Below are 24,209 nucleotides of genomic sequence, written 5' to 3' on the forward strand. Positions count from 1 at the left end.
TCCATCATGCCCGCAACGCCCGTCCCCAGCTTCTATCTCTACGGCGAACCGCAGCGCGGCGTGGCCGAAGGCTTCGTCCATGTCGAAAGCCTCGACGACCGCTCGCGCCCGAGCGAATGGACGATCCGCCCGCATGTGCATCGCGATCTTAACCACATCATCCTGATCGCGGAGGGCGGCGGCGCGATGCAGGCCGAAGCCGCGCAGGTGCGGTTCGACGCGCCTTGCCTGCTGCTGATTCCGGCGGGCATCGTCCACGGTTTCGACTGGCACCGGGAATCGCGCGGCCATGTCGCCACCATCGCCGAGCCATATCTGCGCCATCTGACCAGCCGGGATGCCGATCTCGCGCCCCTGTTCGCGCAGGCCCGCGCCGTTCCCATCCCCGCTGAGGATCGCGAACAGGCCGAGGCTCTGATCCTCGCCATGGCGCGCGAGCTGGGCTGGGCCGGTCCCGGCCAGCGCGCGGCGGTGGAGGCGGCGTGGCTTTCGCTCATGGTGCTGGCGCTGCGCCACGCTTCTCTCGCCACCGCGCCCCCACGCGGATCGGCGCGGCAGGCGGTTCTCGTCGCCCGCCTGCGTGAGCGGATCGAAGAGCATTTCCGCGCGCGTGAGCCGGTGAACAGTCTGGCGCGCGCGCTCGGCGCCAGCCCCACTGCGCTGCGGCAGGCCTGCGCGCGCGTTGCAGGCAGTTCCCCCGCACAGATGCTGGACGACCGCGCTCTGCTCGAAGCGCGCCGCCTGCTCCTCTATTCCGAAATGTCGGTGGCGCAGATCGCCTATGCGGTGGGGTTCGACGACCCGGCCTATTTCTCGCGCTTCTTCGCCCGCCATGTGGGGCAGCCGCCCACCGCTTTCCGCCGCGCCCGCGTGTCCGCCGCGCCATGAGCGAAGATTCGCCCATCCGCCGCATTCTCGGGCGTCTGAACTCGCCGTCCGACAATGTCGTCGCGCGCGCCCGGCGCATGGTGGAGCGCGAAGTTCCGCCCGAACGGCGCGGGCCGGGTTGGGACCGGCACTGGCGCGAGCTGGAGGCCTATCTTGACCTGCCGGGCCACTGGTCGGCAAGGGACGACGATGACGCGTGACCGGATGACCGACCTGCTCGTCGCGCGGCTGCTGCGCGACCATGGCAAGAGCAAGCATCACTGGCGCAGGGCGATCGGCGACCTGCGGCTCTACAGCCGCGATACCCATGCGCATTGCAACTGGAACGCGACGCCGACCGGCAGCGTGCGCGACGTGGCGCTGATCGAAGCGCTGCTCGACGACCTGCGTATGGCGCATCCCATATTGTCGGCATGAAAAAAGGGGCGCAGCCGTCTGCGACGGCCACGCCCCTCCTGCGACCCCGAAGGGAAGAGATCAGATAAGCTGCGTTTCCAGTTCGCCCAGCACGCGATAGCAGTCGAACACCTTGGCGACGCTGCTGTTGGGTTCACGGCCTTCGCGGATGGCGCTCACAAATTCGCGGTCCTGCAATTCGATGCCGTTGTTCGACACCGCCACGCCGGTGAGGTCGATCGGCTCTTCCTTGCCGTTCACCAGATCGTCGTAGCGCGCGATATAGGTCGCGCTGTCGCCGATATAGCGGAAGAATGTGCCGAGCGGCCCGTCATTGTTGAAGGATAGCGACAGGGTGCAGATCGCGCCCGTCTCGCTCTTCAACTGGATCGACATGTCCATCGCGATGCCGAGTTCCGGGTGGATCGGCCCCTGCATCGCGTGCGCGGCGACGATCTTCCCGGCCTGATAGGCGAAGAGGTCGACGGTGTGCGCGGCATGATGCCACAGGAGATGGTCCGTCCAGCTCCGCGGTTCGCCCTTGGCATTGATGTTCCTGCGGCGGAAGAAATAGGTCTGCACATCCATCTGCTGCACGTTGAACTCGCCCGCCGCGATGCGGTTGTGGACGAACTGGTGCGAGGGATTGAAGCGGCGGGTATGGCCGACCATGCAGGTCAGGCCTGTTTCCTTCTGCTTCGCCAGCACCGCCTGCGCATCGGCCCAGCTATCGGCGAGGGGGATTTCCACCTCGACATGCTTGCCAGCGTTCATGCAGGCGATGGCCTGCGCCGCGTGCATCTGCGTGGGCGTGCAGAGGATCACCGCGTCGACATCGTCGCGGGCCAGCGTTTCGTCGAGGTCGGTCGTCACATGGCCGATGCCATATTTCTCGGCGACCTTCTTCGTCGGTTCCAGTTCGCGCCCAACGATCGAGGTGACGGTGACGCCGTCGATATTCTCGAGGCCGTCGAGATGCTTTTCGCCGAACGCGCCCGCGCCTGCCAGGGCAATACGCATGAATCTGCTCCTTTATTTCGCTCTATTCCGCCGCGACCGCAGTCACGCCGCTGCCGGTCATGTCCAGCCCCTCGCCATTGTCGGGGCGCAGGACGAGATGGCCGATGGCGGTGTTGGAACAGGGCACATGATAATGGCGGTGCAGCGCCCGCGTCTTCCTGCCCAAAGCGCCGCGCATGATGAGCCACATCACCATTTCGATGCCCTCGCTGCCCGTCTCGCGCAGATATTCGATGTGCGGGATGCGGCGCAGATGATCGCTCTCGCCGATCAGTCCGTCGAGGAAGCGGTTGTCCCACTCCCGGTTGATGAGGCCCGCGCGCGGTCCCTGCAACTGGTGGCTCATGCCGCCGGTGCCCCACACCTGCACGTTGAGATCCTCGGGGAAGCTCTCCACCGCCTTGCGGATCGCCTCTCCCAGCGCCCAGCAGCGATTGCCCGAGGGCGGCGGATAGGTGACGACATTGACGGCGAGCGGCACGACCCTGCACGGCCATGCCTCGGGCTTGCCGAACATCATGCTGAGCGGCACGGTCAGGCCATGGTCGACATCCATCTCGTTGATGATGGTCATGTCGAATTCGTCTAGGATCAGGCTCTGCGCGATATGCCAGGCAAGGTCGGGATGCCCCTCCACGTCCGGAACCGCGCGCGGTCCCCAGCCTTCGTCCGCCGACTTGTAGCGCTCGCCGCACCCAATCGCGAAGGTCGGGATGATCTTCATGTCGAAGGCCGAAGCATGGTCGTTATAGACCAGGATCACGACATCGGGCTTTTCCGCCTTCTCCCATTCGCGGGTCCAGTCATATCCGGCGAAAATCGGGCCGAAATAGTCGTCCCGGTCCTTGCCGAAGTCGCTCGCCACGCCCAGCAGCGGCACATGGCTTGACGCCACGCCTGCGGTGATCCGCGCCATCATCGTTTCTCCTTGATGGACCGAAGCCCCTCGGGCGAACGGCCGCCCTTCATCATCATCTCGCGATATTCGGGAAAGCTCATGTCGGTCATGGTGCTGACCGCTTCGGCGAAGGGGATGCCGTCGGTCGAAAACAGCTTCGAGAGAAAATAGACATTGCCGCCCAGATCGAGGCATTTGTTATAGTCGCGCGCCAGCACCGCCTGCTTCTGCTCTTCGCTGAGCGGCCATTCGTCGAGGTAGGCGCGTTCGTCCGCCTTGAAGCGCTCGCGATTCTCCGCCTTCATCAGGCTCATCGCGAACTGGTTGATATGGTATCCCTGCCGCGCCCGCTTGGCGGTAAAGACGCGGGTGCCGGGAATATCCTCGAACTCGGCAAGATATTCGTGAATGTCCTGATGCCTGGGGTCTTCGGTAATCACAGTCCCCTCTCCTTCAGTTTTGCGTCGAGGCGCGGAAAGACGCGGCGAGCGTTGCCCTCGAAAATGGCGTGCCGTTCCGCGTCGCTGATCTCCAGCGCGTCGACATAGCGTTTGGTGTCGTCGAAATAATGGCCGGTGGTGGGGTCGATCCCCCGCACCGCGCCGACCATTTCCGATCCGAACAATATGTTCTTGTTATCGATCACGTCCGCCAGCAGGTCGACGCCCGGCTGGTGATAGACGCAGGTGTCGAAGAAGATGTTGTTCATGAGATGCCGGTCCAGGCTCGGCTTCTTCAGCATGTCGGCAAGGCCGCGATAGCGCCCCCAATGATAGGGCACCGCCCCGCCGCCATGCGGAATGATGAAGCGTAGCGTGGGAAAATCGCCGAACAGGTCGCCTTCGAGCAGTTGCATGAACGCGACCGTGTCCGCCGCGATATAATAGCCGCCGGTGGCGTGCATCGCAGGATTGCAGCTTCCCGACACATGGATCATCGCCGGCACGTCCAGCTCGACCATTTTCTCGTAAAAGGGATACCAGTAACGGTCGGTCAGCGGCGGATGGGTGAAATGCCCGCCGCCCGGATCGGGATTGAGGTTACAGCCGATGAAGCCCAGCTCGGTGACGCACCGCTCCAGCTCGGCGATGCTGTTCGCCATGTCCGCTTTGGGCGACTGGGGCAGCATGCACACGCCAGCGAAAGTTTCGGGGAACATCACGACGACCCGTGCGATAAGGTCGTTGCAGCGCATCGCCCATTGCTTCGCCACGCCCTCGTCTCCGACATGGGGCGCCATGGTCGATGCGCGCGGGGAAAAGATGGTGAGGTCCGCGCCCCGTTCCCTGATGAGGCGCAACTGGTTCGCCTCGATCGTCTCGCGGATCTCGTCGTCGCTGATGTCGGGATAGGGCGGGCAGGGGGTGCCGGCCTTATATGCCGCCTTCTGCTCTTCGCGCCACGCATCATGCCCCTTGGGCAGGACCGTATAATGGCCGTGGCAATCTATAATCAGGCTCATGGCTGCTCCGCCCCTTCGTGTTCCCGCATGCCGCCCGCGATGTCCGCGAGCTTTGCCGCCAGCCCGGCGGGCGGCGTCCTGTGTCCCATGGCCCCGATCGCCCGCTGCCGCTCGACCGTGCCCCGCGTCATGACCGAGCCGGTGCCGAGGCCATCGAGCGTGCGCACCGCTTCCTCCATCTCGGCCGCGCGGCGCAGGCCGTGCACCATCATCCGGTCGAGATTATAGTCGGCGCGCTCGTGCCACGGCCGCGCCTTCTCGCTGGCGTCGAGCGAGGCGAGCACTTCGTCGAGCACGTCGGCCTGCCGCGCAGCGATGACGCATTCTGCCGTCAGCGCCTCCACGCCCTTGACCATCACCGACCGGATCATCTTGATGGAGGATGCGCGGCCAACGGCGTCTCCTACGATGCGGCTGTTGCCGAATCCCAATGCGCCGAGCCGCGCCTTCGCCGCTTCCGCCCGCGCGCCGCTCAGCAGCAGCGGGACGGTGAGCCGCGCAGGATCGACGGGGGCCATGATCGCGACGTCGACATAATGGCCGCCTGCCGCTTCGATGGCCTGCGCGGCGGCCTGCTTGGTCTGCGGCGCAACGCTGTTGCCGTCGCAATAAAGCGTGCCGGGCCGAAGATGCCGCGCGGCTTGCCGTGCGACGATCAGCGCCTGATCGGCTGTCACCAGCGACAGGATCAGCGGCGCGCGCGCGATCTCCGTCAGAGCGTCAGCGCGCGCCACGCCTGCCTCGTCCATTGCCGAGCGCATCGCGGCATCGGGCAGAAGAATGTCGAACGCACAGGCGCGCCGACGCCAGTCTCCGGCCCGCGCGAAAGTCGATCCAGCTTCGCCGAATCCGATGAGGCCGATGTCCTGCTCCATGGCGGGAGACATGCGGGAAGGCCGCCGCGCAGGCCAATCGAATCCCGAACGGCCCCATAAATTTTTACGAAGCGAGGTCGCGTGCCGCCTGTCCGACCATCGCCATGAAATGCTGCTGCGACCGGGTGGGCCGCCAGTCGACCCGTGTCGTGATGCCGATGGTCCGGCTGATTTCGCCCGGCGCAGGCCCGATGTCCGCCACCACCCCGCCGTCGAGTTCGACCTGCAACTGGTCGACCGAGAGCAGAGTGAGATAGTCGCCTTCCAGCAGCAACTGCCGCACCGTCATGACCGATCCGCATTCGATGGGCACGCGCGGCAGGGCGCCGCCGAGCGCCGCGAACATTTCCTCCCACAGCCGCCGCAACGGCGTCCCTTCGGGCGGCAATATCCACGGGCAGGCGCGCAGATCGTCCGCCGTCCATCCCTGCGACAGCGGATGGCCCGCCCGGGCGAAGATGGTCGGGCGATCCTCGAACAGGGGCTGCTCGGTCAATTCCTGCCCGATGGCCTCGCCCCGCAGCGCGCCGACCATGAAGTCCACGTCGCCATCGCGCAGCGGCCCGACCAGTTCGGCATGCGACCCTTCCATCACGGAAATGTCGATATGAGGGTATGCGCGTCGAAATGCGGCGATGGAGGCAGGCAGCAGCCGCGCCCGGCTGAGGGGCATTGCGCCGACGACGATCCGCCCGCTTTCCTGCCCGCGCAGTGCGGCCAGTTCCTCCAGCCCCTGCCGCAGTTCCGCCAGCGCCAGCCGCAGGCGCCGCGACAGGGCCGCGCCGCCCTGCGTCAGCACCACGCCGCGCCCGCGCCGCTCGCTCAGCCGCATGCCGAGCGCCAGCCCCAGATCGGCGACCGCCCGGTGCAGCGAAGGTTCGGACAGGCCCAGCAGGCTCGCCGCCGCCGCATAGCTGCCCGTCCGCGCGAGCGCCACGAAGGCCCGCACCTGTGCGGCTGTCACGCGGTTGCTGCCGATGAGGCGGAGCGCCACCTCGGCGCGCGGAGTGAACAGCCGGGCCGCGGGTGTCGGCTCCATGCCGCCGGGCACACGGTCGAACAGCGCCACGCCCAGTTGACGCTCCAGCTTGGCGATGCCCTGCGTCACCGCGGGCTGAGTCAGGTTGACGGCGCGCGCGCCCTTGCTGACGCTGCCATGCTCCACAATGGCAGCCATCGCGGCGAGATAGCGGATGTTGAACTGGTCGGCCTGCATGTGTCGCAGTTAGCAAATTTTTATGGCATGGCCCATGGCAAAGGACGCTTCGTAATTATGATGATTTCATATATGCGGAAACGACTCTTGAACGGATTCGGACAGGCCATGACCCGACTCACCTCATGCAATATCGGTTTAGCTGTCTACATCGCTGTCTCAAAAGGCAGTCGATGACCCCGGACCAGCGCCGCGCCATCGAGCAGGATTGCGCCCGCCTCATTGCGCTCTACGCCAATCGGAACGACGCGGCGCGGTGGCATGAGGTGGCGATGCTCTACGCGCCGGAAGGGCGGATGGCCCGGCCCACCGCGCCCGACGAATGGATCGAAGGACGCGACGCCATCCTCGCCGCTTTCCTCGCCCGGCCGCCGCGCGCGACGCGCCATGTCTGCTCGAACATCGTCATAGACGTGCTCAGCCCCGTTGAGGCGGTGGGCGAGAGCGCAATGCTGTTGTTCACCGGCGATCCCGCGCCTAAGGTCGGTTCCTTCCACGACCGTTTCATCCTCACCGGGGAGGGATGGCGGTTCGCGGAGCGGCGGGGCAGCCTGCTTTTCTGAATAGGGAATGGGGGCCATGACCAGCCAGTCGCCATCGACCGTCAAATCGGCGATGCGCACCATCGACATCATCGAATATGTCGTCGCCTGCCCGTCCGGCGTCGTGGCGCAGGAGATCGCGGCGGGACTGTCGATCCCTGTCAGCAGCCTGTCCTACCTGCTCGCCACACTGGTCGAGCGGCATTATCTGACGCGTGAGGGCCGCCGCTACCTTCCCGGCCCCGCTTTGGCCCGCCTCGCCCAGCCGCGCGCCGCGCTGTCGCTGGCGGACCGGGTCCAGCCGCTCGTCCGCGCCCTGCGCGCGCAACTGAACGAAACCGCATCCTTCTTCGTGCGGCGCGGGTGGGAGGTGGAGGCTATCGTTACCGAAACCGCCGAACAGTCGCTGCGCTACTCGATCGGCGTGGGCACGCGAAGCCCGATGCACTGCCTCGCGGCGGGCAAGGCGATGCTGGCCGCCATGACGGACGAGGAACTGGACGCCTATTTCACCGCGAACCCACTCCAGCCTTTCACTGACCGGAGCATCACCGATCCTGCGGCATTGCGCGCGCAACTCTCGGTTATCCGCGCAAGCGGCGTGGGCCGCACCGCCGGGGAATATACGCCAGGCATTGTCGGTCTGGGCATGGCGGTGGCGGTCGACGGGCAGATAGCGGGCGCTTTCGCCGTCGCCATCCCCCTGCCCCGCGCCACGCCCGATCTGGAAGCCGCCGCCATCGCCCGCCTGAGCCGCGCAGTCGACAGCTTCACCGCGGCGGAGGGTCCGGGCGCGCTTCACAATTCGTAATTGCTTATAGGGCCGCAGGCAGTTCGGATTTGAGCGGCGGGGCGCAAGGGATCATGTCCATGGCGTCTTTGTCATTGGAGCAGGAGCCAGAAGAGCCATGTCCGGCGTCGTCGTCCAGAATATCGAACGGGCGGATCTGTCCGTCATCGACGGTCTCGCCCGCTGCGGGGTCGCCACCGTCCATGAAGCGCAAGGCCGCACCGGCCTGCTCGCCCCCTATATGCGTCCCATCTATCCGGGCGCACGGATTGCGGGGAGCGCCGTCACCATCTCTTCGCCGCCGGGCGACAACTGGATGGTCCATGTCGCCATCGAACAACTGCGCGAAGGCGACATCCTCCTCCTCGCGCCGACCAGCCCGTGCACGGACGGTTATTTCGGCGACCTGCTGGCCACCTCCGCGCAGGCACGCGGCTGCCGCGGCCTCGTGATCGACGCGGGCGTGCGCGACGTGCGCGACCTCCAGCAGATGAACTTCCCCGTATGGTCGAAGGCCATTCACGCGCAGGGCACGGTCAAGAATACGCTGGGCAGCGTCAATGTGCCTGTGGTCTGCGCCAACGCGCTCGTCCATCCGGGCGATGTGGTGATCGCCGACGATGACGGCGTGTGCATCGTGCCCCGCGCCGATGCAGTGTCGGTGCTGGAAAAGGCGCAGGCGCGCGAAGCGGCCGAGGAAGCCAAGCGCATTCGCCTTGCCGCCGGGGAACTGGGCCTCGACATCTACGATATGCGCCCGCGCCTCGCCGAAATGGGCCTGAAATATGTCTGAGAGCCAGCGCAGCGCCCGCGTCATGTGGATGCGCGGCGGCACGTCGAAGGGCGGCTATTTCCTCGCCCATGATCTGCCCGCCGACACCGCCGCGCGCGACGCTTTTCTCCTGCGCATCATGGGATCGCCCGACCCCCGCCAGATCGACGGCATGGGCGGCGCGGACCCGCTGACCAGCAAGGTGGCGGTGGTCCGCAGGTCCGAACGCGAAGGGGTCGATGTCGATTACCTCTTCCTTCAGGTCTTCGTCGACAAGGCGGTCGTTTCCGACGCGCAGAATTGCGGGAACATCCTCGCGGGCGTCGGCCCCTTCGCCATCGAGCGCGGACTGGTCGAAACCACAGGGGACGAGACCCGCGTCGCCATCTTCATGGAGAATACGGGGCAGATCGCCATCGCGACGGTCCGGACCCCCGGCGGATCGGTCGACTATGATGGTGACGCCGCGATTGACGGCGTGCCCGGCACCGCCGCGCCCGTTCCGCTGGAATTTCGCGATACCGCCGGCTCCTCCTGCGGCGCGCTTCTGCCGACGGGCAATGCCTGTGACGAAGTGGAGGGCGTGCGCGTCACACTGATCGACAACGGCATGCCCTGCGTCGTCCTGAAGGCGCAGGATGTCGGCGTCACCGGCTATGAGGATCGCGACGCGCTCGACAAGGACAGCGCGCTCAAGGCGCGAATCGAGGCGATCCGGCTCGCCGTGGGCGAACGCATGAACCTGGGCGACGTAACGGACAAATCTGTCCCCAAGATGATGCTCGTCGCCCCGCCCCGCCATGGCGGCGCAGTGACGGTGCGCAGCTTCATCCCGCACCGCGCCCATGCGTCCATCGGCGTGCTTGGCGCGGTCAGCGTGGCCACCGCCTGTCTCATCGAGGGATCGCCTGCGGCTGAAGTCGCCGCGATTCCCGGCGGCAACCGCAAGACGCTTTCGGTCGAACATCCGACCGGCGAGACGACCTGCGTCATGGAACTGGACGAAAGCGGCGCCGTCACCAGTGCGGCGATGCTGCGTACCGCGCGCAAACTCATGGACGGAGAGATTTTCGCATGACCGACCGGATCATAAGCTGGCACGATGCGCCGTCCCGTCCGCGCTACACCCCGCCCGCAGGCGCAATCGACGCCCATTGCCATGTCTTCGGCCCGATGGCAGATTTCCCCTTCAGCGCGAAGGCCAAATATCTGCCCGAAGATGCCGGTCCCGACATGCTGTTCGCGCTGAGGGACCATCTCGGCTTTGCCCGCAACGTCATCGTGCAGGCGAGCTGCCACGGGACGGACAATGCCGCGACCTTGAACGCCATCGCCCGCTCGAACGGCAGGGCGCGGGGCGTCGCCGTGGTCGATCCCGCCATTTCCGAAACGGATCTCGCCGCGCTCCACGATGGCGGCATTCGCGGCATCCGCTTCAATTTCCTCAAGCGCCTCGTCGATGACGCGCCGAAGGACCGCTTCCTCGAAGTCGCGCGGCGGCTGCCCGAAGGCTGGCATGTCGTCATCTATTTCGAGGCGGACATTTTGGAGGAACTGCGCCCCTTCATGGACGCGATTCCCGTGCCGCTCGTGATCGACCATATGGGCCGCCCCGATGTGACGCAGGGACCGGACGGCGCCGACATGAAGGCTTTCTGTGCGTTTCTCCAGTCGCGGCCGGACATCTGGTTCAAGGCGACCTGCCCCGACCGGCTCGACCCCACGGGTGATCCATGGAACGCCTTTGCCGAAGCGGTCGTGCCGCTGGTGGAGGAGTATCAGGATCGCGTCCTCTGGGGCACCGACTGGCCGCACCCCAATATGCAGGACGCCATTCCCGATGACGGCCATCTGGTCGACATGATCCCGCGCATCGCCCCGACAGAGGCGCTGCAGCGCAAGTTGCTGGTCGACAACCCGATGCGTCTCTACTGGCCGGAGGAATAAGCGCCGGTCAGGGTTTCAGCGCCCGTTCGACCACAGGCTCCAGCCGCGCGACGATCTTCTCGACGCCTGCGTCATTCGGATGGATGCCGTCGGGCAGCAGCAGCGCCCGGTTGCCGATCACGCCATCCAGCATGAACGGATAGAGCGTCGCGCCATATCGGCGCGCAAGCTCGGGATAGATGGGGTTGAACGCAGCGGCATAGTCCGGCCCCATATTGGGCGACGCGATCATGCCGGTCATCACCACGGAGATGCCGCGCTTTTGCGCCTCGGTGAGGATCGCTTCCATATTGGCGCGCGTCTCCTTCGGTTCGAGGCCGCGCAGCATGTCGTTGCCGCCCAGACCCAGCAGCATGAGGTCGGGCTTGCGCGGCAGTCCGTCGAGCGTGAAGGCCAGCCGCGCGCGCCCCGCCGCGCTGGTATCGCCTGACACTCCCGCATTCACCACCCGCGCCTTGATGCCGCGCCGGACCAGCGCGCGCTCGAGGATCGGCGCCAGCCCCTTGCCCTGATCGAGATTATAGCCCGCATAAAGGCTGTCGCCGAAAGCGAGGACCAGTTTGGCGTCCGCTGCCGGAGCGTCCGGACGGGCTGGCGGGTTCGCTTCAACGGTCCGTTCGGGCGGGGGAGGGGGCGGCGCTTTGTCCGAACAGGCTGCGGCCAGATGGACAATCAGCGTCAGCGCCCCATATTGCAAAAACCTGCCCGCCAAGGAGCGCTCCTTTTCCATGATTTCGACTGTCGACGCGGCCACTATCGCGATCCGCGCGCGCAATGTCACTCTCCGGCTTGGAACGCGCGATGCGCCGGTGCCGATCCTCAAGGGCGTCGACCTTGCCGTCGGGCAGGGCGAGAGCGTTGCGATCCTGGGTGCATCGGGTTCGGGCAAAAGCTCGCTGATGGCGATCCTGTCGGGGCTGGAGCGCGCCAGCGGGGGCAGCGTCGAGGTCGGCGGCGTCGATTTCGGTGCGCTGGGAGAGGACGAACTGGCGCGCGCGCGGCGGGGGCGGATCGGCATCGTGCTCCAGAGCTTCCACCTGCTGCCGACCATGACCGCGCTCGAAAATGTCGCCGTCCCACTCGAACTCGCGGGGCAGGCCGATCCGTTCGCCGCTGCGGCGGAAGAATTGCGCGCGGTCGGCCTCGGCCATCGCCTCGACCATTATCCCGCGCAGCTTTCGGGCGGCGAGCAGCAGCGCGTCGCCATCGCCCGCGCCATGGCGCCGCGCCCCGGCCTCCTCTTCGCCGACGAACCCACCGGCAATCTGGATGCCGCGACAGGCGTGGCGATCATGGACCTGCTGTTCGACCGGCGATCCGCCACGGGCGCGACCCTGATCGTCATCACTCATGATCCGGCGCTCGCCGCCCGCTGCGCCCGCATCATCGAGATGCGCGATGGACAGATCGTCGCGGATCGCGCCGCATGAAGGGGCTGGGCTGGGCCGCAGGCTGGCGCATCGCCCGGCGCGATCTGCATGTGGGATTCCGTGGCCTGCGCCTCCTCTTCCTCTGCCTGTTCCTGGGCGTCGCCGCTCTGGCCGCCATCGGCAGCCTGACCGCCGCCATCACGCAGGAGCTGTCGGACAGGGGGCGCGTCATTCTGGGCGGCGACATCGAAATCGGCATGACCCAGCGGGAAGCCGGCCCGCGCGACCGGGAAGCCTTTCGTCAGCTCGGCACGCTCAGCGAGACCATCCGCCTGCGCGCCATGGCGCAGCGCGTGGGGCAGGGAAGCGCTACCGCGCCGCCTGCGATCCTGACCGAACTCAAGGGCGTCGATGCCGCCTATCCGCTCTATGGCGCGATGGCATTGAAGGAGGGGCGCTATCGGCCGCTGGAGGACAGCCAGATCCTCGTCAGCGAGGCGCTCGCGGAGCGCCTCGCGATCAACCCGGGCGACCGACTGCAGTATGGCAGCGTCGATTTTCGGGTCACCGGGGTGATCGCCGACGAGCCGGACCGGCTGGGCGAAGGCTTCACGCTCGGACCGGTTGCCATCGTATCGCTCGACGGGCTGCGGCGAACCGGTCTGGTCCAGCCGGGCAGCCTCTATTCCAGCAAATACCGCATTCGCCTCGATCCGCGCTACGATGCAGCGACGGTCCGCAAGGATTGGGAGAAAGCGCGGGCGGGCGAGGGGTGGACCTTCAAGGACCGCATGACGGCAGCGCCGGGCGCGAGTCGGTTCATCGAACGGATGGGCCAGTTTCTCTCGCTTATCGGGCTTGCCGCGCTGGTGATCGCCGGGATCGGCGTCAGCAATGGCGTCGCCTCCTATCTCGGCGGGAAACGCGCCGGCATCGCGACGCTCAAGGTGCTGGGGGCGACTGCCGCGGACATTGCGCGCATCTACCGGATGCAGGTGGGCGCGGTCGCCTTGCTCGGCGTGGCGGCGGGACTGCTGGTGGGGGCTGCGCTTCCGCCTCTGGTCGTGGCGCTGGCGGGCGACGCGCTACCGGTGCAGCCCGGCTTCCACCTCCACACGGTCCCGCTCGTCACCAGCGCGGCCTACGGTGTTCTGATCGCGATCCTCTTCACCGTTCCGCCCCTGGCGCTGGCGCGGGTCCAGCCTGCCGCCGCCCTCTTTCGCGGCCCGGTCGAAAGCCGGCCGGCGCTTGATCGCCGCTCCATGCTGGCGATGGCGATCCTCATCGCGGCGCTCCTCGCGCTGGCGCTGGCGACCGCTGCCGAGCCGCTGTTCGCAGCCGCCGTGCTGGGCGCGGTAGCCGCCGTCCTTCTTCTGCTGTTCGGGCTGGGCGCGCTGGTGCGGTGGATTGCGCGGCGTCTGCCGCCCACGCGGCGTCCGCTCCTGCGCCTCGCCATCGCCAACCTCCATCGCCCCGGATCGCAGACCGCTGCGCTGATCGTGGCGCTGGGTCTGGCGCTGACGCTCTTCGTGACGCTGGCGGGGATCGAAACAAGCCTCAACGCCGAAATCCGCAATGTCGTGCCCAAAAAGGCGCCCGCGCAGATCGTGCTCGACATTCCCTCTCCCCAGCGGGACCGCTTCCGATCCATCGTCACGCGCGAAGCGCCGGAGGCACAGCTCAACATCGTGCCCGTTCTGCGCGGCACCATCACCGCCTATGGCCGACAGCGTGTAGCGGACCTTCCCGCTCTGCCCGAAGGCGCATGGTTCCTGCGCGGCGAGCGCGGCGTCACCTACAGCGCTACCCTGCCCGAAGGCAGCGACCTCCTCGCCGGGCAATGGTGGCCGCCGGGCTATCGCGGCCCGCCGCTCGTATCGTTCGACGCGAAGGCCGCCGAAACGCTCGGCATCGGCGTGGGCGACACGCTCACCGTCTCGATCCTGGGGCGGGAGATCGAAGCGCGCATCGCTTCGCTGCGCCGGGTCAACTGGGATACGATGGGATTCAATTATGTCCTTGTCTTCCCGCCGTCGACGCTGGAAGCGGCCCCGCACAGCCTTGCTGCCACGATCACCATGGATGCGCGTCGCAACACTGCCGTTACCCGCGCGTTGCTTGCCGCGTTGCCGGGCGTGTCGGTGATCGCCGTGGGTGACGTCATCGACCAGGTCGGCACCATCCTGACGCAGATGTCGCGGGCGATCCTCGTTGCCGCCTCGGTCGCGATCCTTGCGGGTATCGCCGTGCTGGTCGGCGCGATTGCCGCCGCACGGCAGGCGCGTGCCTATGACAGCGTCATCCTCAAGACGCTGGGCGCGACCCGTGCGCAACTGCTCGGCGGACAGGCGCTGGAATATGGATTGCTGGCAGCCATCCTTGCCGCAGTGGCGCTGGCTCTGGGCAGCGCGGCGGCATGGTTCGTCATCGTGCAGATATTCGAATTCGGCTGGTCGCCCGACTGGGGCGTTGTGCTTGCAACGCTGGCTGGCGGTGCTGTGATGACGCTCGGCATCGGTCTTGCCGGGTCGCTGCCACTGCTCTCGATCCGGCCTGCCCGCGCCCTGCGGCAGGCCTGAACGGACCGGTTCCGTCCTTTTCAGCCTTCCAGCGCGTGGCCCATGGCAGGGCGCAGCCAGCCCAGATTGCGCGCCGCTATCGCCGCCTGCGTCCGGTTTCGGACGTTGAGCTTGCGCATCAGCGCGGTCATGTGAACCTTGACCGTGGCTTCGGCCATTCCGAGTTCATAGGCGATCTGCTTGTTGAGCAGACCAGAATGCACGCAGCGCAGCACCTTCATCTGCGTCGGCGTCAGTTGAGGGCGTGGCGCAACCCCGTCATCGCGATCGAGAATAGCGTGCAAATCCATGGCGGCGTGCATTGTCCTCTCCCTGATTGGCCAATCCCCAGCCGCGTTTGCCGCTCCAGGATTCGGTAGCGATAACGATACGGGATGCAGTCAGACAGGTTCAAGCAAAAAAATGCACCAAGGCCCAAAAACTCTGGATAGAGGCGAAAATGCAACTATAACCTGTCTAACAGGTCAACCGGACATAACCACGATTCGGTTGGGTTGTAACGCAAAAGGGGGAGGAAGAACGATGACGTTAACATCGGCGCATCGCGCAGCGTTTGGGAAGTCCGGCCTGTGACCCCCGCCGACTATCGCCTCGTGCTGGCGGCGGTGGCGGGCATCGCGCTTTCCATCTTCCTCATCATTCGCGGCCGTCTGCATCCCTTTGTCGGCCTGCTCTGCGGCGCTTTCACTGTCGGACTGCTGGCTGGCCTGCCGATGGAGGAAACCGCCAAAGCGGTCGAAAAGGGCGCTGGCGCGATCCTTGGCGGCACCGGTCTTGTCGTCGCGCTGGGCCTCGGGCTTGGCGCGATGCTGCAACTGTCGGATGGCGCGGGCGGCCTTGCGCGCGGTGCGCTGCGCATTTCTGGAGTCAGAGGCGCTCCCTGGGCCAGCCTCTTCACCGCCCTGCTGATCGGCCTGCCGCTGTTCTTCGAAACCGGGCTTGTGCTGTTGCTGCCGATCGTCGCATCCGCCGCCGCCGCCCTGCCGCAGGGGCAGAATGACGACACGGCCAAGCTGCGGCTGATGCTGCCCGCGCTCGCGGGCCTGTCGGTCGTCCACGCGCTCGTGCCGCCGCATCCCGGACCGCTGCTCGCGGTCGACGCGTTGGGCGCGAGCCTCGGCCGGACGCTGCTTTACGGCCTCCTCGTCGGTATCCCGACGGCGATCATCGCGGGGCCGCTGCTCGCGCGCTTCACTGCGCCCGGTGTGAAACTCAGCCCTCCGCTGCTCGATCCGGTCAAGGTCGACGTGGCGACCCCTTCGGTCGGCCGCGCGCTGACGGCGGTTCTCCTCCCCGTCGTCCTGATCGCGGCCGGGCAGGCGGTGGCGATGCTGCCGCCTGCCGTCGCCGCGCCGTTTCTCTGGCTGGAATATGTCAGCGATCCTGTCGTCGCGCTGCTGGTCGCGGTGCTGGTCGCGCTGCCGCTGCTGTTCGGCCGGCGCATCGCCGACCGCACGATCCAGAGCGCGATCTGGACCGAGGCGATGACGCCCGCGGGCGGCATCATCCTCGCCATCGGCGCGGGGGGCGCGCTGAAGCAGGTGCTCGTGACGGCCGGGCTGTCCGATATGCTGGTGCGCCTGTCTGCGGGCGGCGCGGTGTCGCCGCTGCTGCTGGCATGGGGCGTGTCGGTCTGCATCCGCCTCGCCACCGGCTCCGCCACCGTCGCCACCATTACCACGGCGGGCGTGATGCAGGGACTGGTCGCGGCATCGGGTGTCGAGCCGGAATGGATGGTGCTGGCGATCGGCGCGGGATCGCTGTTCTTCAGCCATGTCAACGATCCCGGCTTCTGGCTGGTGAAGAGCTATCTCGGCACGGATATGCCGGGCACCTTCAAGACATGGTCGATCATGGAAACTGTGGTCGCGGTGGTGGGGTTGCTCCTCGTGCTGCTGGCGAGCAGTATCTTTTGAGGGGGAACCGGGGCAATGCAGTCAACACAGGTGCGGCCATGAGTCAGGTGCGGCTTTCCGACCACGCCTATGTATCCATCGTCGACATCATCACGACGCAGGACATGGAGGTGGGCGCGCGGCTGCCGTCCGAATCCCGCCTCGCCGAAATGTTCGGCATATCCCGCGCAGTGGTGCGCGAGGCGCTGATGCGTCTGGCCTCCGACGGCATCACAGAAGCGCGGCGTGGATCGGGCTCCTTCGTCAAGAGCCGCCCTTCCAACCGGCTGTCGCTGTTCGTGCCGACGCCCGAACTGCCCACTACGCTCGGCAGTTACGAAGTCCGCTTCGTGCTGGAAGCGGAGGCGGCGCGTCTGGCCGCCACGCGGCGCACGGCGCAGGAAATGGCGGACATTGACGACGGGATGGACCGGTTGCGCGAGGCGCTGCTGTCCAGCGCGCCCGCCCATGCCGAGGACATGGATCTCCACCGCCGCATCGCGGCTGCGACGGGCAATCCTGCCTTCCTCATCGCATTCGAGGCCTTGTTTCCGGATGTTGAGAAGATCATGCGCGCGGGCGTCGACATCTCCCGTTCGCGGCCGCCCGAAGTCATCGCGACGATGCTGCGCGAGCATGAACTGGTGGTCGGCGCTATCCGTGCGCAGGACCCCGAAGGCGCGGCGCTCGCGATGCGCTGGCATCTGTGGGAAGGCCGCCGCCGGTTGATGCCCTGAGGCGGCGGGTCAGCGCAGCCAGCGCAGCGCCGCGTCCCGCAGCTCTTCGGGCGCGGCATCGGTGCGCAGGATCATAACCTCTTCGTCCTCGCCGGGCCATTCGAGCGTCGCCAACTGGCTGTCGAGGAGGCTGGCAGGCATATAATGGCCCGGACGGCCGCTCACCCGCTCCAGCAGGGCATCGCGATCATGGTCGAGCAGGACGAACCGCACCTGTCCGCCGATCGCTTCCCGCAGTTGATCGCGATAGCAGCGGCGCAGAGCGGAACAGGCCGCAACTGCCGCGCCACCTGTCCACATCGCTGTCGCAGTTGCATGCCCCAGCCGCTCCAGCCACGGCCAGCGATCCTCGTCGGACAGCGGCTGGCCACTGCGCATTTTTTCAACCGCCTGCGCCGAATGGAAGCTGTCGCCCTCCAGAAACGGACAATCCAGCGCATCGGCCAGTAGCGCCCCCAGCGTCGATTTACCGCAGCCGCTCACCCCCATCACGATGATGGCCAGCGGCGAGGAAGAGGGGGAGGCGGGCAAATCGGCGTCCTTGGCTACGGCAGCGCAAGCGGCGGCCGGTGACGCCTGTCTATAAAGGGAGCGGCAGGGCGCGGAAAACTACGACCTTTGTCGCAAGTGTCAGGAAATGGGGCGACGCCTAGCCTTGGGCAGCAAGGAAAAGAGGGTCGAGAGGTTTTCATGGTCAATCGCTTCATGATGGCGGCGCTGCTGACGGCAACCGCGCTGGCGGCGCCTGCATCCGCTCACGCTGCAAACGTGTCGGTCTTCCCGGTCGTGCCGGACGAGCCGCGCGCGGTCACTGTCAGGGCTAAGGGCGATGGCCGCACGGACGACAGCGCCGCGATCCAGCAGGCGCTCGACAAGGCGCGCGACAGCACCGGGCATGGCATCGTCTTCCTGCCCTCCGGCACCTACCGCATCGCCCGCACGCTGGTCGTGCCACCGGGTGTCCGCGTCTATGGGGTGGGGCCGACCCGTCCCGTCCTGTTCCTCGCGCCCAATACGCCCGGCTTCCAGCAGGGCGTTTCGACGATGGTCGTCTTTGGCGGCGGCGATCAGTATCGCGTGGGCGACGTGCCTGTCCCGGTTCCGACGGTAGTGCCGCGCGACAAGGTGGTGCGCGACGCCAATTCGGGCACATTCTACTCGTCGATGAGCAATATCGATATCGAGATCGGCGCCGGCAATCCGGCGGCGGCGGGCGTCCGGTTCCGCATGGCGCAACATGCCTTCCTCAGCCACATGGACTTTCGGCTCGGCACTGCCTTTGCGGGCGTCTATCAGGCGGGCAACGTCATCGAGAATGTGCACTTCCATGGCGGCCGCTATGGTATCGTCACCGAAAAGACCTCGCCCGCCTGGCAGTTCACCCTGCTCGACTCCAGCTTCGACGGGCAGCGTGACGCCGCCATCCGCGAGCATGAAGTCGACCTGACGCTCGTCAACGTCGCGATCCGCAATACGCCCGTGGGGATCGAGATCGACCGCGGGTACGGCGACAGCCTCTGGGGCAAGGATGTGCGCTTCGAAAATGTGTCGAAGGCCGCCGTCATCGTCTCGAACGAGAAGAATGTCTTCACGCAGGTTGGCTTTGAAAATGCGCTGGCGTCGAACAGCCCGGTCTTCGCGCGCTTCCGCGACAGCGGCCGGACGGTCGCGGGGAAGGGCAAGAGCTACAAGGTTTCATCCTTCTCCTATGGCCTGACGGTGCCCGAACTGGGCCGCATGGGCGACTATGAAACCGAAGCGAAGATAGAAGCGCTGTCCGCCATGCCGGCGCCGCGCGCGCCCGCCATCCGCGACCTGCCGACGATGGCGGATTGGGTCAATGTCCGCAGCCTTGGCGTCGTGGGCGACGGCAAGGTCGATGACACCGCCGCTATCCAGAAGGCGATCGACAGCAACAGGATTCTCTACTTCCCGACCGGCTTCTACAAGGTCACGAACCGCCTGACGCTGCGCCCCGACAGCATCCTCATCGGCCTGCATCCGGCGATTACGCAGCTATATGTTCCGGACAATAATCCCGCCCATGCAGGTCTGGGACCGGTGCTGCCGATCCTCGAAAGCCCGAAGGGCGGTGACAATATCCTCTCGGGCCTCGGCCTCTTCACCGGCCGCGTCAACCCGCGCGCCTCCGCCTTGCTGTGGCGTTCCGGCGAGCAAAGCCTCGTCGAGGACGTGAAGATCATGGGCGGCGGCGGCACACCCACCGCCGACGGCAAGATGCTGGGGACGCTGTCGGTGCACACGGGCGATCCTGTCACCGACGCACGGCTCGATGCGCAATATCCCAGCATCTGGGTGACGGACGGGGGCGGTGGCACCTTCGCCGACGTATGGAGTCCCAACAGCTTCGCGCAGGCGGGCTTCTACATCACCGATACGTCGACGCCGGGCCATATCTACGAAGTGTCGGTCGAACATCATGCCCGCAACGAGTTCGTTCTCGACAATGTCCAGAACTGGGAGTTCCTCGCGCCGCAAACGGAGCAGGAAGTGGGCGATGGCCCTGACGCCATCTCGCTCGACATCCGCAATTCGAAGAACCTGCTCTTTGCCAACTATCATGGCTATCGCGTCACCCGAACCTATGCGCCCGAAAAGAGCGCGGTGAAGATCACCAATTCCAGCGACATCCGTTTCCGCAACGTCCATGTGAATGCCGAGAGCGGCTTTGCGACCTGCGACGACGAAGGCTGCGGCACCTTTCTTCGCGCGAGCAAATATCCCTTCGACAATGCGATTGAGGATGTGTCGCGCAAGCTGGTCGTGCGCGAACGCGAATTTGCAAAACTCGACATTGGCGCTGCCGACCGCAAGATCCCTGCCACGGCTCCCGGCGGACCGAAGGTCGAGAAGCTGGAGGACGGCTTCTGGTCCATCTCGGGCGCTGCCACCGATGCGAATGGCGCGCTCTATTTCATCGACCGCCGCTTCCAGCGGATTCACCGGTGGAGCGAGGGCAAGGGGCTGGAGATTGTGCGCGACCATGCGCTCGACCCCGTCAATCTTGCCATCGACGCATCGGGCAGCGTGATGGTTCTTTCGTCGCTGGGCGCCAAGGGCGGTGTCTATGTCTTCGACCCTAATGGTCCCAAGGACGCGATGACGCTGATTGAGCCTACCCCTGTGCGGGCGGGCGGCAGCGCGCGCACGCTGCTGCCGGTCAACTGGTGGAACAATGGCGAGTTCAAGGACCAGCTCGACTTCAGGACTTACGAGTTCACCACGCTCGCGGACATGTTCAGGCGCGATGCCGGTGCGCCCAAGGCCCGCGAATATGTGTCGCCCGATGGCAGCCTGTCCCTGCCCGCCTTCCGCACCTGGCAGCAAGGACCGGTGGACCACACCGGCTGGCGCTGGTCGGACAGCCTCAACGCCAACGGCTTCGTCAGCGGCAAGCCGGGCGAACGCGTCTTCGTCACTAACGGATCGGAAAACATGACCTATAGCGGCGTGGTCGGCGCGGGCGGGGCGCTCACCGACCTCAAGCCCTTCGCCAACCGCGGCGGAGAAAGCGTCGCGGTGGACGGACGCGGGCGGGTCTATGTCGCGAACGGCCAGATTTTCATCTACAATCCCGATGGCAGCGCGGCGGGCCGGATCGACGTGCCTGACCGTCCCTTGCAGATCCTGTTCGGCGGCCCGGACGGGCGGACGCTGTTCATTCTGACGCATCACGCGCTTTACGCTACGAAACCGTGAAAATCCTGCCGCGCCATGCATCTACGACCTATGTCTTAAGTGCGGCGCAGAAGGGCAGGGGATAGTCAGACAATAACGGCCGTCATGGCCGAGGCGACTCTGGGAGGGGTCGCCCAACAAAAGGGGAAGGACCGATGAAAGTGAAAATTTCCACCCATCTGACCGGCGTGAGCCTTGCGGCCGTGATGGCGGTTGCGCTGACCGGCGCCGCGCACGCGCAGGAAACCGCGCCGCAGCAGCAGGACGACGCCAACATCGTCGTGACGGGTTCGCGCATCACCACCAGCGGCTTCAACGCGCCGACGCCGACGCAGGTGATCGGTGAGGAGCAGATTGCGAACAACGCGCAGCCCAATATCTTCAACACCATTGCCCAGCTTCCCTCCCTTCAGGGTTCGACCGGCGCCGCGACCGGCACCTTCTCCACCTCCAGCGGTCAGCAGGGTCTCAGTTCCTTCTCACTGCGCGGTCTCGGCGCGATCCGCACCCTGACCCTGCTCGACGGGCAGCGGGTGGTTGCCGCCAACGTGACTGGCGTGCCTGACATTTCGATGTTCCCGCAGCTTCTTGTGAAGCGCGTCGATGTCGTGACCGGCGGCGCGTCCGCCTCCTACGGGTCGGACGCGGTGGGCGGCGTCGTCAACTTCATCACCGACACCCGTTTCACCGGTTTCAAGGCCAACATCCTTGGCAGCATCACCAAATATGGCGACGATGAAACCGGTCTCGCCCAGGCCGCATGGGGCAAGTCCTTCGCGGACGACCGCCTGCACGTTGTGCTGAGCGGCGAATATGACCATGAAGGCGGCGTCGGGCCGGGCGACTTCGGCACCGACCTTGCGGGCAGCCGCAACTGGTATCGCGCAACCACGCTGTTGAACACGGGACAGGCCAACAACGGGTCGCCGCAACTGGTTTATTCCGACTATGCGCAGCCCTATCAATATGCGCGCTACGGCCTCATCAATAACGGTCCGTTGCAGGGCATTGCGTTCGACGCCAACGGCACACCCTATAATTTCCGGTATGGCTCCAACGGTCAGCCGCTGGGCACTGGCCGCGTCAGCAATTGCTATCCGGGCAACAGCTTCTGCGTCGGTGGCGATCTTTCGGGCGCGCCGGGATCAGGCGCATCGCTCAAGTCTTCGCTTGAGCGCGTGAACGGTTACGGTCGCATTGGCTACGACTTTGCCGATAACAACGAAGCCTATGTCACGGTCAATGTCGCCGAGGTAAAGACTCATAACCAGCCCAGCCCCGGCTATAACCGCCCCAATATGGTCGTGCAGTGCTCCAACGCCTTTCTGCCGCAGTTGATCAAGGATCGCTGCGCGACGGCCGGCATCACCGAGTTCAACTTCGGGTCGAGCAACGCATCCTTCCCCGATCCGCAGGTCTATACCGACCGCAAGCAGTATCGCTTTGTCGGCGGTCTGAAAGGATCGTTTGGCGCGGCCGGAACCGACTGGAATTATGACGCCTATTATGAGCATGGCATCACCATTTCCGACATCAAGGTGCGCGATATTGTGCTCGGCAACCGATATCTGGCTGCGAGCGATGCGATCACGCTGAACGGGGCGGTCGTGTGCCGCGATCCCGTGGCGCGCGCCAATGGCTGCGTCCCGATCAATGTTTTCGGCAACTTTGCGCCGTCCGCTTCGGCGCTCGCTTATGTCGCGCCGCATGACAACGGCCCGTTCCAGCACACCAAGCTGACGCAGGACGTCGCCAGCGCCAACTTCTCGGGCAATCCTTTCGAGAACTGGGCCGGTCCCGTGTCGGTGGCGTTCGGCGGCGAATACCGGCGCGAATTCTATCGGGTGAACGCCGATCCCTACGGCGCGGGCGTGTCGGCGCTTAGCCCCAACAGCGCGGACTATCCTGCCGATCCGCTGCTCAATTCGCAGCTCGGCAGCAACTGGGCTGCGGGCAACTACAAGAATGGCCGCGGCAAATACGAGGTGTATGAAGGCTTCCTCGAAGTCGACATTCCGCTCATCAACAGCGATGCGATGGGCCGCGCGAACCTCAACGCGGCGGGTCGCGGAACGCATTACAGCACGTCGGGGACGGTGTGGGCCTGGAAGATCGGCGCGACCTGGGACACGCCAATCGAGGGCGTGCGCCTGCGCGGCGTGACCTCACGTGACGTGCGCGCGCCCAACCTGTCGGAACTGTTCGCAGCGCCGACCGTGACCACGCTGCCCAACTTCACCAACCCCTTCCCCCGTTTTCCGGGCGGTCCGGCAATCGGCGGCGTTTCCGCTTTCCAGAACACGGTCGGCAACCCCAACCTGCGTCCTGAAATCGCGCGTAACACCGAATTGGGCATTGTGCTGTCGCGGCCATCCTGGGCGCCCGGCCTCAGCCTGTCGTTCGACTATTATGACATCAAGCTGAAGGGCGTGGTTTCCACCCTGTCAGCCGACCAGATCGTGCGGTTCTGCTTCGAGGGCAACCAGGCCTTCTGCGGTGGCTTCAGCCTCGACAACCAGAACCAGCAGTTAAACTACATCAACGTCCAGCCGTTCAACCTCGCGTCGTGGAAGACCAGCGGTTTCGACATCGAAGCAAGCTATCAGTGGCAGCAGCCGCTCGGCCTGCCCGGCAGCTTCACCGTTCGGGCGCTCGGCACCCATGTCCGCAAGTTCATTGTCAAGGCGGGCATTGCGGGAGTCGCGGACATCGACAATGCCGGTGCAAACACTGGCGCGACGCCTGACTGGAAATGGCTGGCGATCCAGACCTACGACAGTGGCAAGTTCAGTTTCACTGTGCAGGAACGCTGGATCAGCGACGGCGTGTTTAACAACAATTATGTCGTCTGCCAGACCGGCTGCCCTGCCTCAACCGGCAATCACCAGACTGTCAGCTACAACAAGATGAAGGGCGCGTTCTACGTGGATCTGGGCGCCAGCTTCAAGTTCGGCGACAATATCTCGATCTACGGCAAGGTGGACAATCTGTTCGACAAGGACCCTGTGGCCTCGCCGCAGACCAACACCGGTCTCGACATCAACCCGGCGCTCTATGACACGCTGGGCCGGATCTACCGCATCGGTGCTCGTCTGAACTTCTAAAAAAGGCGCAGAACATATC

23 protein-coding genes are annotated in these 24,209 nt (G+C 65.7%); 14 read left to right on the top strand and 9 right to left on the bottom strand.

Translation table 11 applies throughout. The features are described from left to right. Positions 1-6: 6 nt before the first annotated feature. From SAMIE_RS17050 to SAMIE_RS17060, 3 genes are read left to right on the top strand one after another with little or no spacing between them, the layout of a single operon-like run. Positions 7-888 (top strand): helix-turn-helix domain-containing protein, encoded by an 882-nt coding sequence (locus SAMIE_RS17050; protein WP_066702126.1) that lies wholly within the window; start codon positions 7-9, stop codon positions 886-888. After that, positions 885-1,088 (top strand): hypothetical protein, encoded by a 204-nt coding sequence (locus SAMIE_RS17055; protein ID WP_066702123.1) that lies wholly within the window; start codon positions 885-887, stop codon positions 1,086-1,088. The genes SAMIE_RS17050 and SAMIE_RS17055 overlap by 4 nt, the downstream gene beginning before the upstream one ends. After that, positions 1,078-1,305, top strand: a complete 228-nt coding sequence (locus SAMIE_RS17060; protein WP_066702120.1) for a hypothetical protein — start codon at positions 1,078-1,080, stop codon at positions 1,303-1,305. The genes SAMIE_RS17055 and SAMIE_RS17060 overlap by 11 nt, the downstream gene beginning before the upstream one ends. Positions 1,306-1,365: 60 nt before the next feature. Here SAMIE_RS17060 and SAMIE_RS17065 read toward each other — a convergent pair whose 3' ends face one another. From SAMIE_RS17065 to SAMIE_RS17090, 6 genes are all read right to left on the bottom strand, one after another. Continuing rightward, positions 1,366-2,304 carry a Gfo/Idh/MocA family oxidoreductase gene (locus SAMIE_RS17065; protein ID WP_066702117.1) on the bottom strand — a complete coding sequence of 313 codons (939 nt, stop codon included), beginning with the start codon at positions 2,302-2,304 and terminating at the stop codon, positions 1,366-1,368. 22 nt (positions 2,305-2,326) lie between these two features. Next, positions 2,327-3,220, bottom strand: a complete 894-nt coding sequence (locus SAMIE_RS17070; protein ID WP_066702187.1) for a class III extradiol dioxygenase subunit beta — start codon at positions 3,218-3,220, stop codon at positions 2,327-2,329. Beyond that, positions 3,220-3,642, bottom strand: a complete 423-nt coding sequence (ligA, locus tag SAMIE_RS17075; RefSeq protein ID WP_066702114.1) for a protocatechuate 4,5-dioxygenase subunit alpha — start codon at positions 3,640-3,642, stop codon at positions 3,220-3,222. The genes SAMIE_RS17070 and ligA overlap by 1 nt, the downstream gene beginning before the upstream one ends. After that, the gene (locus SAMIE_RS17080) at positions 3,639-4,664 is read right to left on the bottom strand and encodes an amidohydrolase family protein (RefSeq protein WP_066702110.1); all 1,026 of its coding nucleotides are present in this window, start codon (positions 4,662-4,664) and stop codon (positions 3,639-3,641) included. Before SAMIE_RS17080 ends, ligA begins: the two co-directional genes overlap by 4 nt. Further along, entirely contained in the window at positions 4,661-5,539 is an 879-nt protein-coding gene (locus SAMIE_RS17085; RefSeq protein ID WP_066702184.1) for an NAD(P)-dependent oxidoreductase, read from the bottom strand. Before SAMIE_RS17085 ends, SAMIE_RS17080 begins: the two co-directional genes overlap by 4 nt. Before the next feature lie 64 nt (positions 5,540-5,603). Beyond that, on the bottom strand, positions 5,604-6,755 hold the full coding sequence (locus SAMIE_RS17090; protein WP_066702103.1) for a LysR substrate-binding domain-containing protein: 1,152 nt from the start codon (positions 6,753-6,755) through the stop codon (positions 5,604-5,606). Positions 6,756-6,928: 173 nt separating this feature from the next. Between SAMIE_RS17090 and SAMIE_RS17095 the strand changes: the two genes are divergently transcribed. The 5 genes from SAMIE_RS17095 (at position 6,929) to SAMIE_RS17115 (ending at position 10,806) form a co-directional block, all read left to right on the top strand. Continuing rightward, positions 6,929-7,318 (top strand): nuclear transport factor 2 family protein, encoded by a 390-nt coding sequence (locus tag SAMIE_RS17095; protein WP_083952575.1) that lies wholly within the window; start codon positions 6,929-6,931, stop codon positions 7,316-7,318. A gap of 16 nt (positions 7,319-7,334) precedes the next feature. Then, a complete protein-coding gene (locus SAMIE_RS17100) occupies positions 7,335-8,108 on the top strand; it encodes an IclR family transcriptional regulator (RefSeq protein WP_066702098.1) in 774 nt (257 codons plus the stop codon). A 97-nt stretch (positions 8,109-8,205) separates the two neighbouring features. Further along, positions 8,206-8,880, top strand: a complete 675-nt coding sequence (gene ligK / locus SAMIE_RS17105) for a 4-carboxy-4-hydroxy-2-oxoadipate aldolase/oxaloacetate decarboxylase (RefSeq protein WP_066702090.1) — start codon at positions 8,206-8,208, stop codon at positions 8,878-8,880. Next, on the top strand, positions 8,873-9,937 hold the full coding sequence (locus tag SAMIE_RS17110; RefSeq protein WP_066702088.1) for a 4-oxalomesaconate tautomerase: 1,065 nt from the start codon (positions 8,873-8,875) through the stop codon (positions 9,935-9,937). The genes ligK and SAMIE_RS17110 overlap by 8 nt, the downstream gene beginning before the upstream one ends. After that, entirely contained in the window at positions 9,934-10,806 is an 873-nt protein-coding gene (locus SAMIE_RS17115) for an amidohydrolase family protein (RefSeq protein WP_066702086.1), read from the top strand. Before SAMIE_RS17110 ends, SAMIE_RS17115 begins: the two co-directional genes overlap by 4 nt. Before the next feature lie 7 nt (positions 10,807-10,813). Here SAMIE_RS17115 and SAMIE_RS17120 read toward each other — a convergent pair whose 3' ends face one another. Beyond that, the gene (locus SAMIE_RS17120; protein ID WP_066702084.1) at positions 10,814-11,536 is read right to left on the bottom strand and encodes an arylesterase; all 723 of its coding nucleotides are present in this window, start codon (positions 11,534-11,536) and stop codon (positions 10,814-10,816) included. Here SAMIE_RS17120 and SAMIE_RS17125 point away from each other — a divergent pair. Together SAMIE_RS17125 and SAMIE_RS17130 are read left to right on the top strand one after the other, a co-directional pair. Then, the gene (locus SAMIE_RS17125) at positions 11,535-12,236 is read left to right on the top strand and encodes an ABC transporter ATP-binding protein (protein WP_066702081.1); all 702 of its coding nucleotides are present in this window, start codon (positions 11,535-11,537) and stop codon (positions 12,234-12,236) included. The genes SAMIE_RS17120 and SAMIE_RS17125 overlap by 2 nt on opposite strands. Continuing rightward, the gene (locus tag SAMIE_RS17130; RefSeq protein ID WP_066702079.1) at positions 12,233-14,755 is read left to right on the top strand and encodes an ABC transporter permease; all 2,523 of its coding nucleotides are present in this window, start codon (positions 12,233-12,235) and stop codon (positions 14,753-14,755) included. Before SAMIE_RS17125 ends, SAMIE_RS17130 begins: the two co-directional genes overlap by 4 nt. A 20-nt stretch (positions 14,756-14,775) precedes the next feature. Here SAMIE_RS17130 and SAMIE_RS17135 read toward each other — a convergent pair whose 3' ends face one another. Further along, positions 14,776-15,045 (bottom strand): response regulator transcription factor, encoded by a 270-nt coding sequence (locus SAMIE_RS17135; RefSeq protein WP_066702077.1) that lies wholly within the window; start codon positions 15,043-15,045, stop codon positions 14,776-14,778. Positions 15,046-15,324: 279 nt separating this feature from the next. Between SAMIE_RS17135 and SAMIE_RS17140 the strand changes: the two genes are divergently transcribed. Continuing rightward, positions 15,325-16,671 (top strand): GntT/GntP/DsdX family permease, encoded by a 1,347-nt coding sequence (locus tag SAMIE_RS17140; protein WP_066702067.1) that lies wholly within the window; start codon positions 15,325-15,327, stop codon positions 16,669-16,671. A 38-nt stretch (positions 16,672-16,709) separates the two neighbouring features. Further along, positions 16,710-17,387, top strand: coding sequence for a FadR/GntR family transcriptional regulator (locus tag SAMIE_RS17145; protein ID WP_066702060.1), 678 nt, complete (start codon positions 16,710-16,712; stop codon positions 17,385-17,387). A 9-nt stretch (positions 17,388-17,396) separates the two neighbouring features. Here SAMIE_RS17145 and SAMIE_RS17150 read toward each other — a convergent pair whose 3' ends face one another. Then, entirely contained in the window at positions 17,397-17,918 is a 522-nt protein-coding gene (locus SAMIE_RS17150; RefSeq protein WP_408641246.1) for a gluconokinase, read from the bottom strand. A 159-nt stretch (positions 17,919-18,077) separates the two neighbouring features. Between SAMIE_RS17150 and SAMIE_RS17155 the strand changes: the two genes are divergently transcribed. Beyond that, positions 18,078-21,107: a glycosyl hydrolase family 28-related protein gene (locus SAMIE_RS17155; protein ID WP_066702058.1), complete on the top strand. Its 3,030-nt coding sequence runs from the start codon at positions 18,078-18,080 to the stop codon at positions 21,105-21,107. 134 nt (positions 21,108-21,241) lie between these two features. Continuing rightward, a complete protein-coding gene (locus tag SAMIE_RS17160) occupies positions 21,242-24,190 on the top strand; it encodes a TonB-dependent receptor plug domain-containing protein (protein WP_066702056.1) in 2,949 nt (982 codons plus the stop codon). The last annotated feature ends 19 nt before the right edge of the window (positions 24,191-24,209 follow it).

Source organism: Sphingobium amiense (genome assembly GCF_003967075.1).
GTDB classification, from domain to species: Bacteria; Pseudomonadota; Alphaproteobacteria; order Sphingomonadales; family Sphingomonadaceae; genus Sphingobium; species Sphingobium amiense.

Coding starts and splice junctions, on each gene's coding strand:
- SAMIE_RS17085 (WP_066702184.1), bottom strand. CDS start 5,539: ATGGAGCAGGACATCGGCCTCATCGGATTCGGCGAAGCTGGATCGACT.
- SAMIE_RS17120 (WP_066702084.1), bottom strand. CDS start 11,536: ATGGAAAAGGAGCGCTCCTTGGCGGGCAGGTTTTTGCAATATGGGGCG.
- SAMIE_RS17055 (WP_066702123.1), top strand. CDS start 885: ATGAGCGAAGATTCGCCCATCCGCCGCATTCTCGGGCGTCTGAACTCG.
- SAMIE_RS17100 (WP_066702098.1), top strand. CDS start 7,335: ATGACCAGCCAGTCGCCATCGACCGTCAAATCGGCGATGCGCACCATC.
- SAMIE_RS17160 (WP_066702056.1), top strand. CDS start 21,242: ATGAAAGTGAAAATTTCCACCCATCTGACCGGCGTGAGCCTTGCGGCC.
- SAMIE_RS17095 (WP_083952575.1), top strand. CDS start 6,929: ATGACCCCGGACCAGCGCCGCGCCATCGAGCAGGATTGCGCCCGCCTC.
- SAMIE_RS17050 (WP_066702126.1), top strand. CDS start 7: ATGCCCGCAACGCCCGTCCCCAGCTTCTATCTCTACGGCGAACCGCAG.
- SAMIE_RS17115 (WP_066702086.1), top strand. CDS start 9,934: ATGACCGACCGGATCATAAGCTGGCACGATGCGCCGTCCCGTCCGCGC.
- SAMIE_RS17065 (WP_066702117.1), bottom strand. CDS start 2,304: ATGCGTATTGCCCTGGCAGGCGCGGGCGCGTTCGGCGAAAAGCATCTC.
- SAMIE_RS17070 (WP_066702187.1), bottom strand. CDS start 3,220: ATGGCGCGGATCACCGCAGGCGTGGCGTCAAGCCATGTGCCGCTGCTG.
- SAMIE_RS17060 (WP_066702120.1), top strand. CDS start 1,078: ATGACGCGTGACCGGATGACCGACCTGCTCGTCGCGCGGCTGCTGCGC.
- SAMIE_RS17125 (WP_066702081.1), top strand. CDS start 11,535: ATGATTTCGACTGTCGACGCGGCCACTATCGCGATCCGCGCGCGCAAT.
- ligK (WP_066702090.1), top strand. CDS start 8,206: ATGTCCGGCGTCGTCGTCCAGAATATCGAACGGGCGGATCTGTCCGTC.
- SAMIE_RS17090 (WP_066702103.1), bottom strand. CDS start 6,755: ATGCAGGCCGACCAGTTCAACATCCGCTATCTCGCCGCGATGGCTGCC.
- SAMIE_RS17155 (WP_066702058.1), top strand. CDS start 18,078: ATGGTCAATCGCTTCATGATGGCGGCGCTGCTGACGGCAACCGCGCTG.
- SAMIE_RS17080 (WP_066702110.1), bottom strand. CDS start 4,664: ATGAGCCTGATTATAGATTGCCACGGCCATTATACGGTCCTGCCCAAG.
- SAMIE_RS17110 (WP_066702088.1), top strand. CDS start 8,873: ATGTCTGAGAGCCAGCGCAGCGCCCGCGTCATGTGGATGCGCGGCGGC.
- SAMIE_RS17130 (WP_066702079.1), top strand. CDS start 12,233: ATGAAGGGGCTGGGCTGGGCCGCAGGCTGGCGCATCGCCCGGCGCGAT.
- SAMIE_RS17135 (WP_066702077.1), bottom strand. CDS start 15,045: ATGGATTTGCACGCTATTCTCGATCGCGATGACGGGGTTGCGCCACGC.
- SAMIE_RS17145 (WP_066702060.1), top strand. CDS start 16,710: ATGAGTCAGGTGCGGCTTTCCGACCACGCCTATGTATCCATCGTCGAC.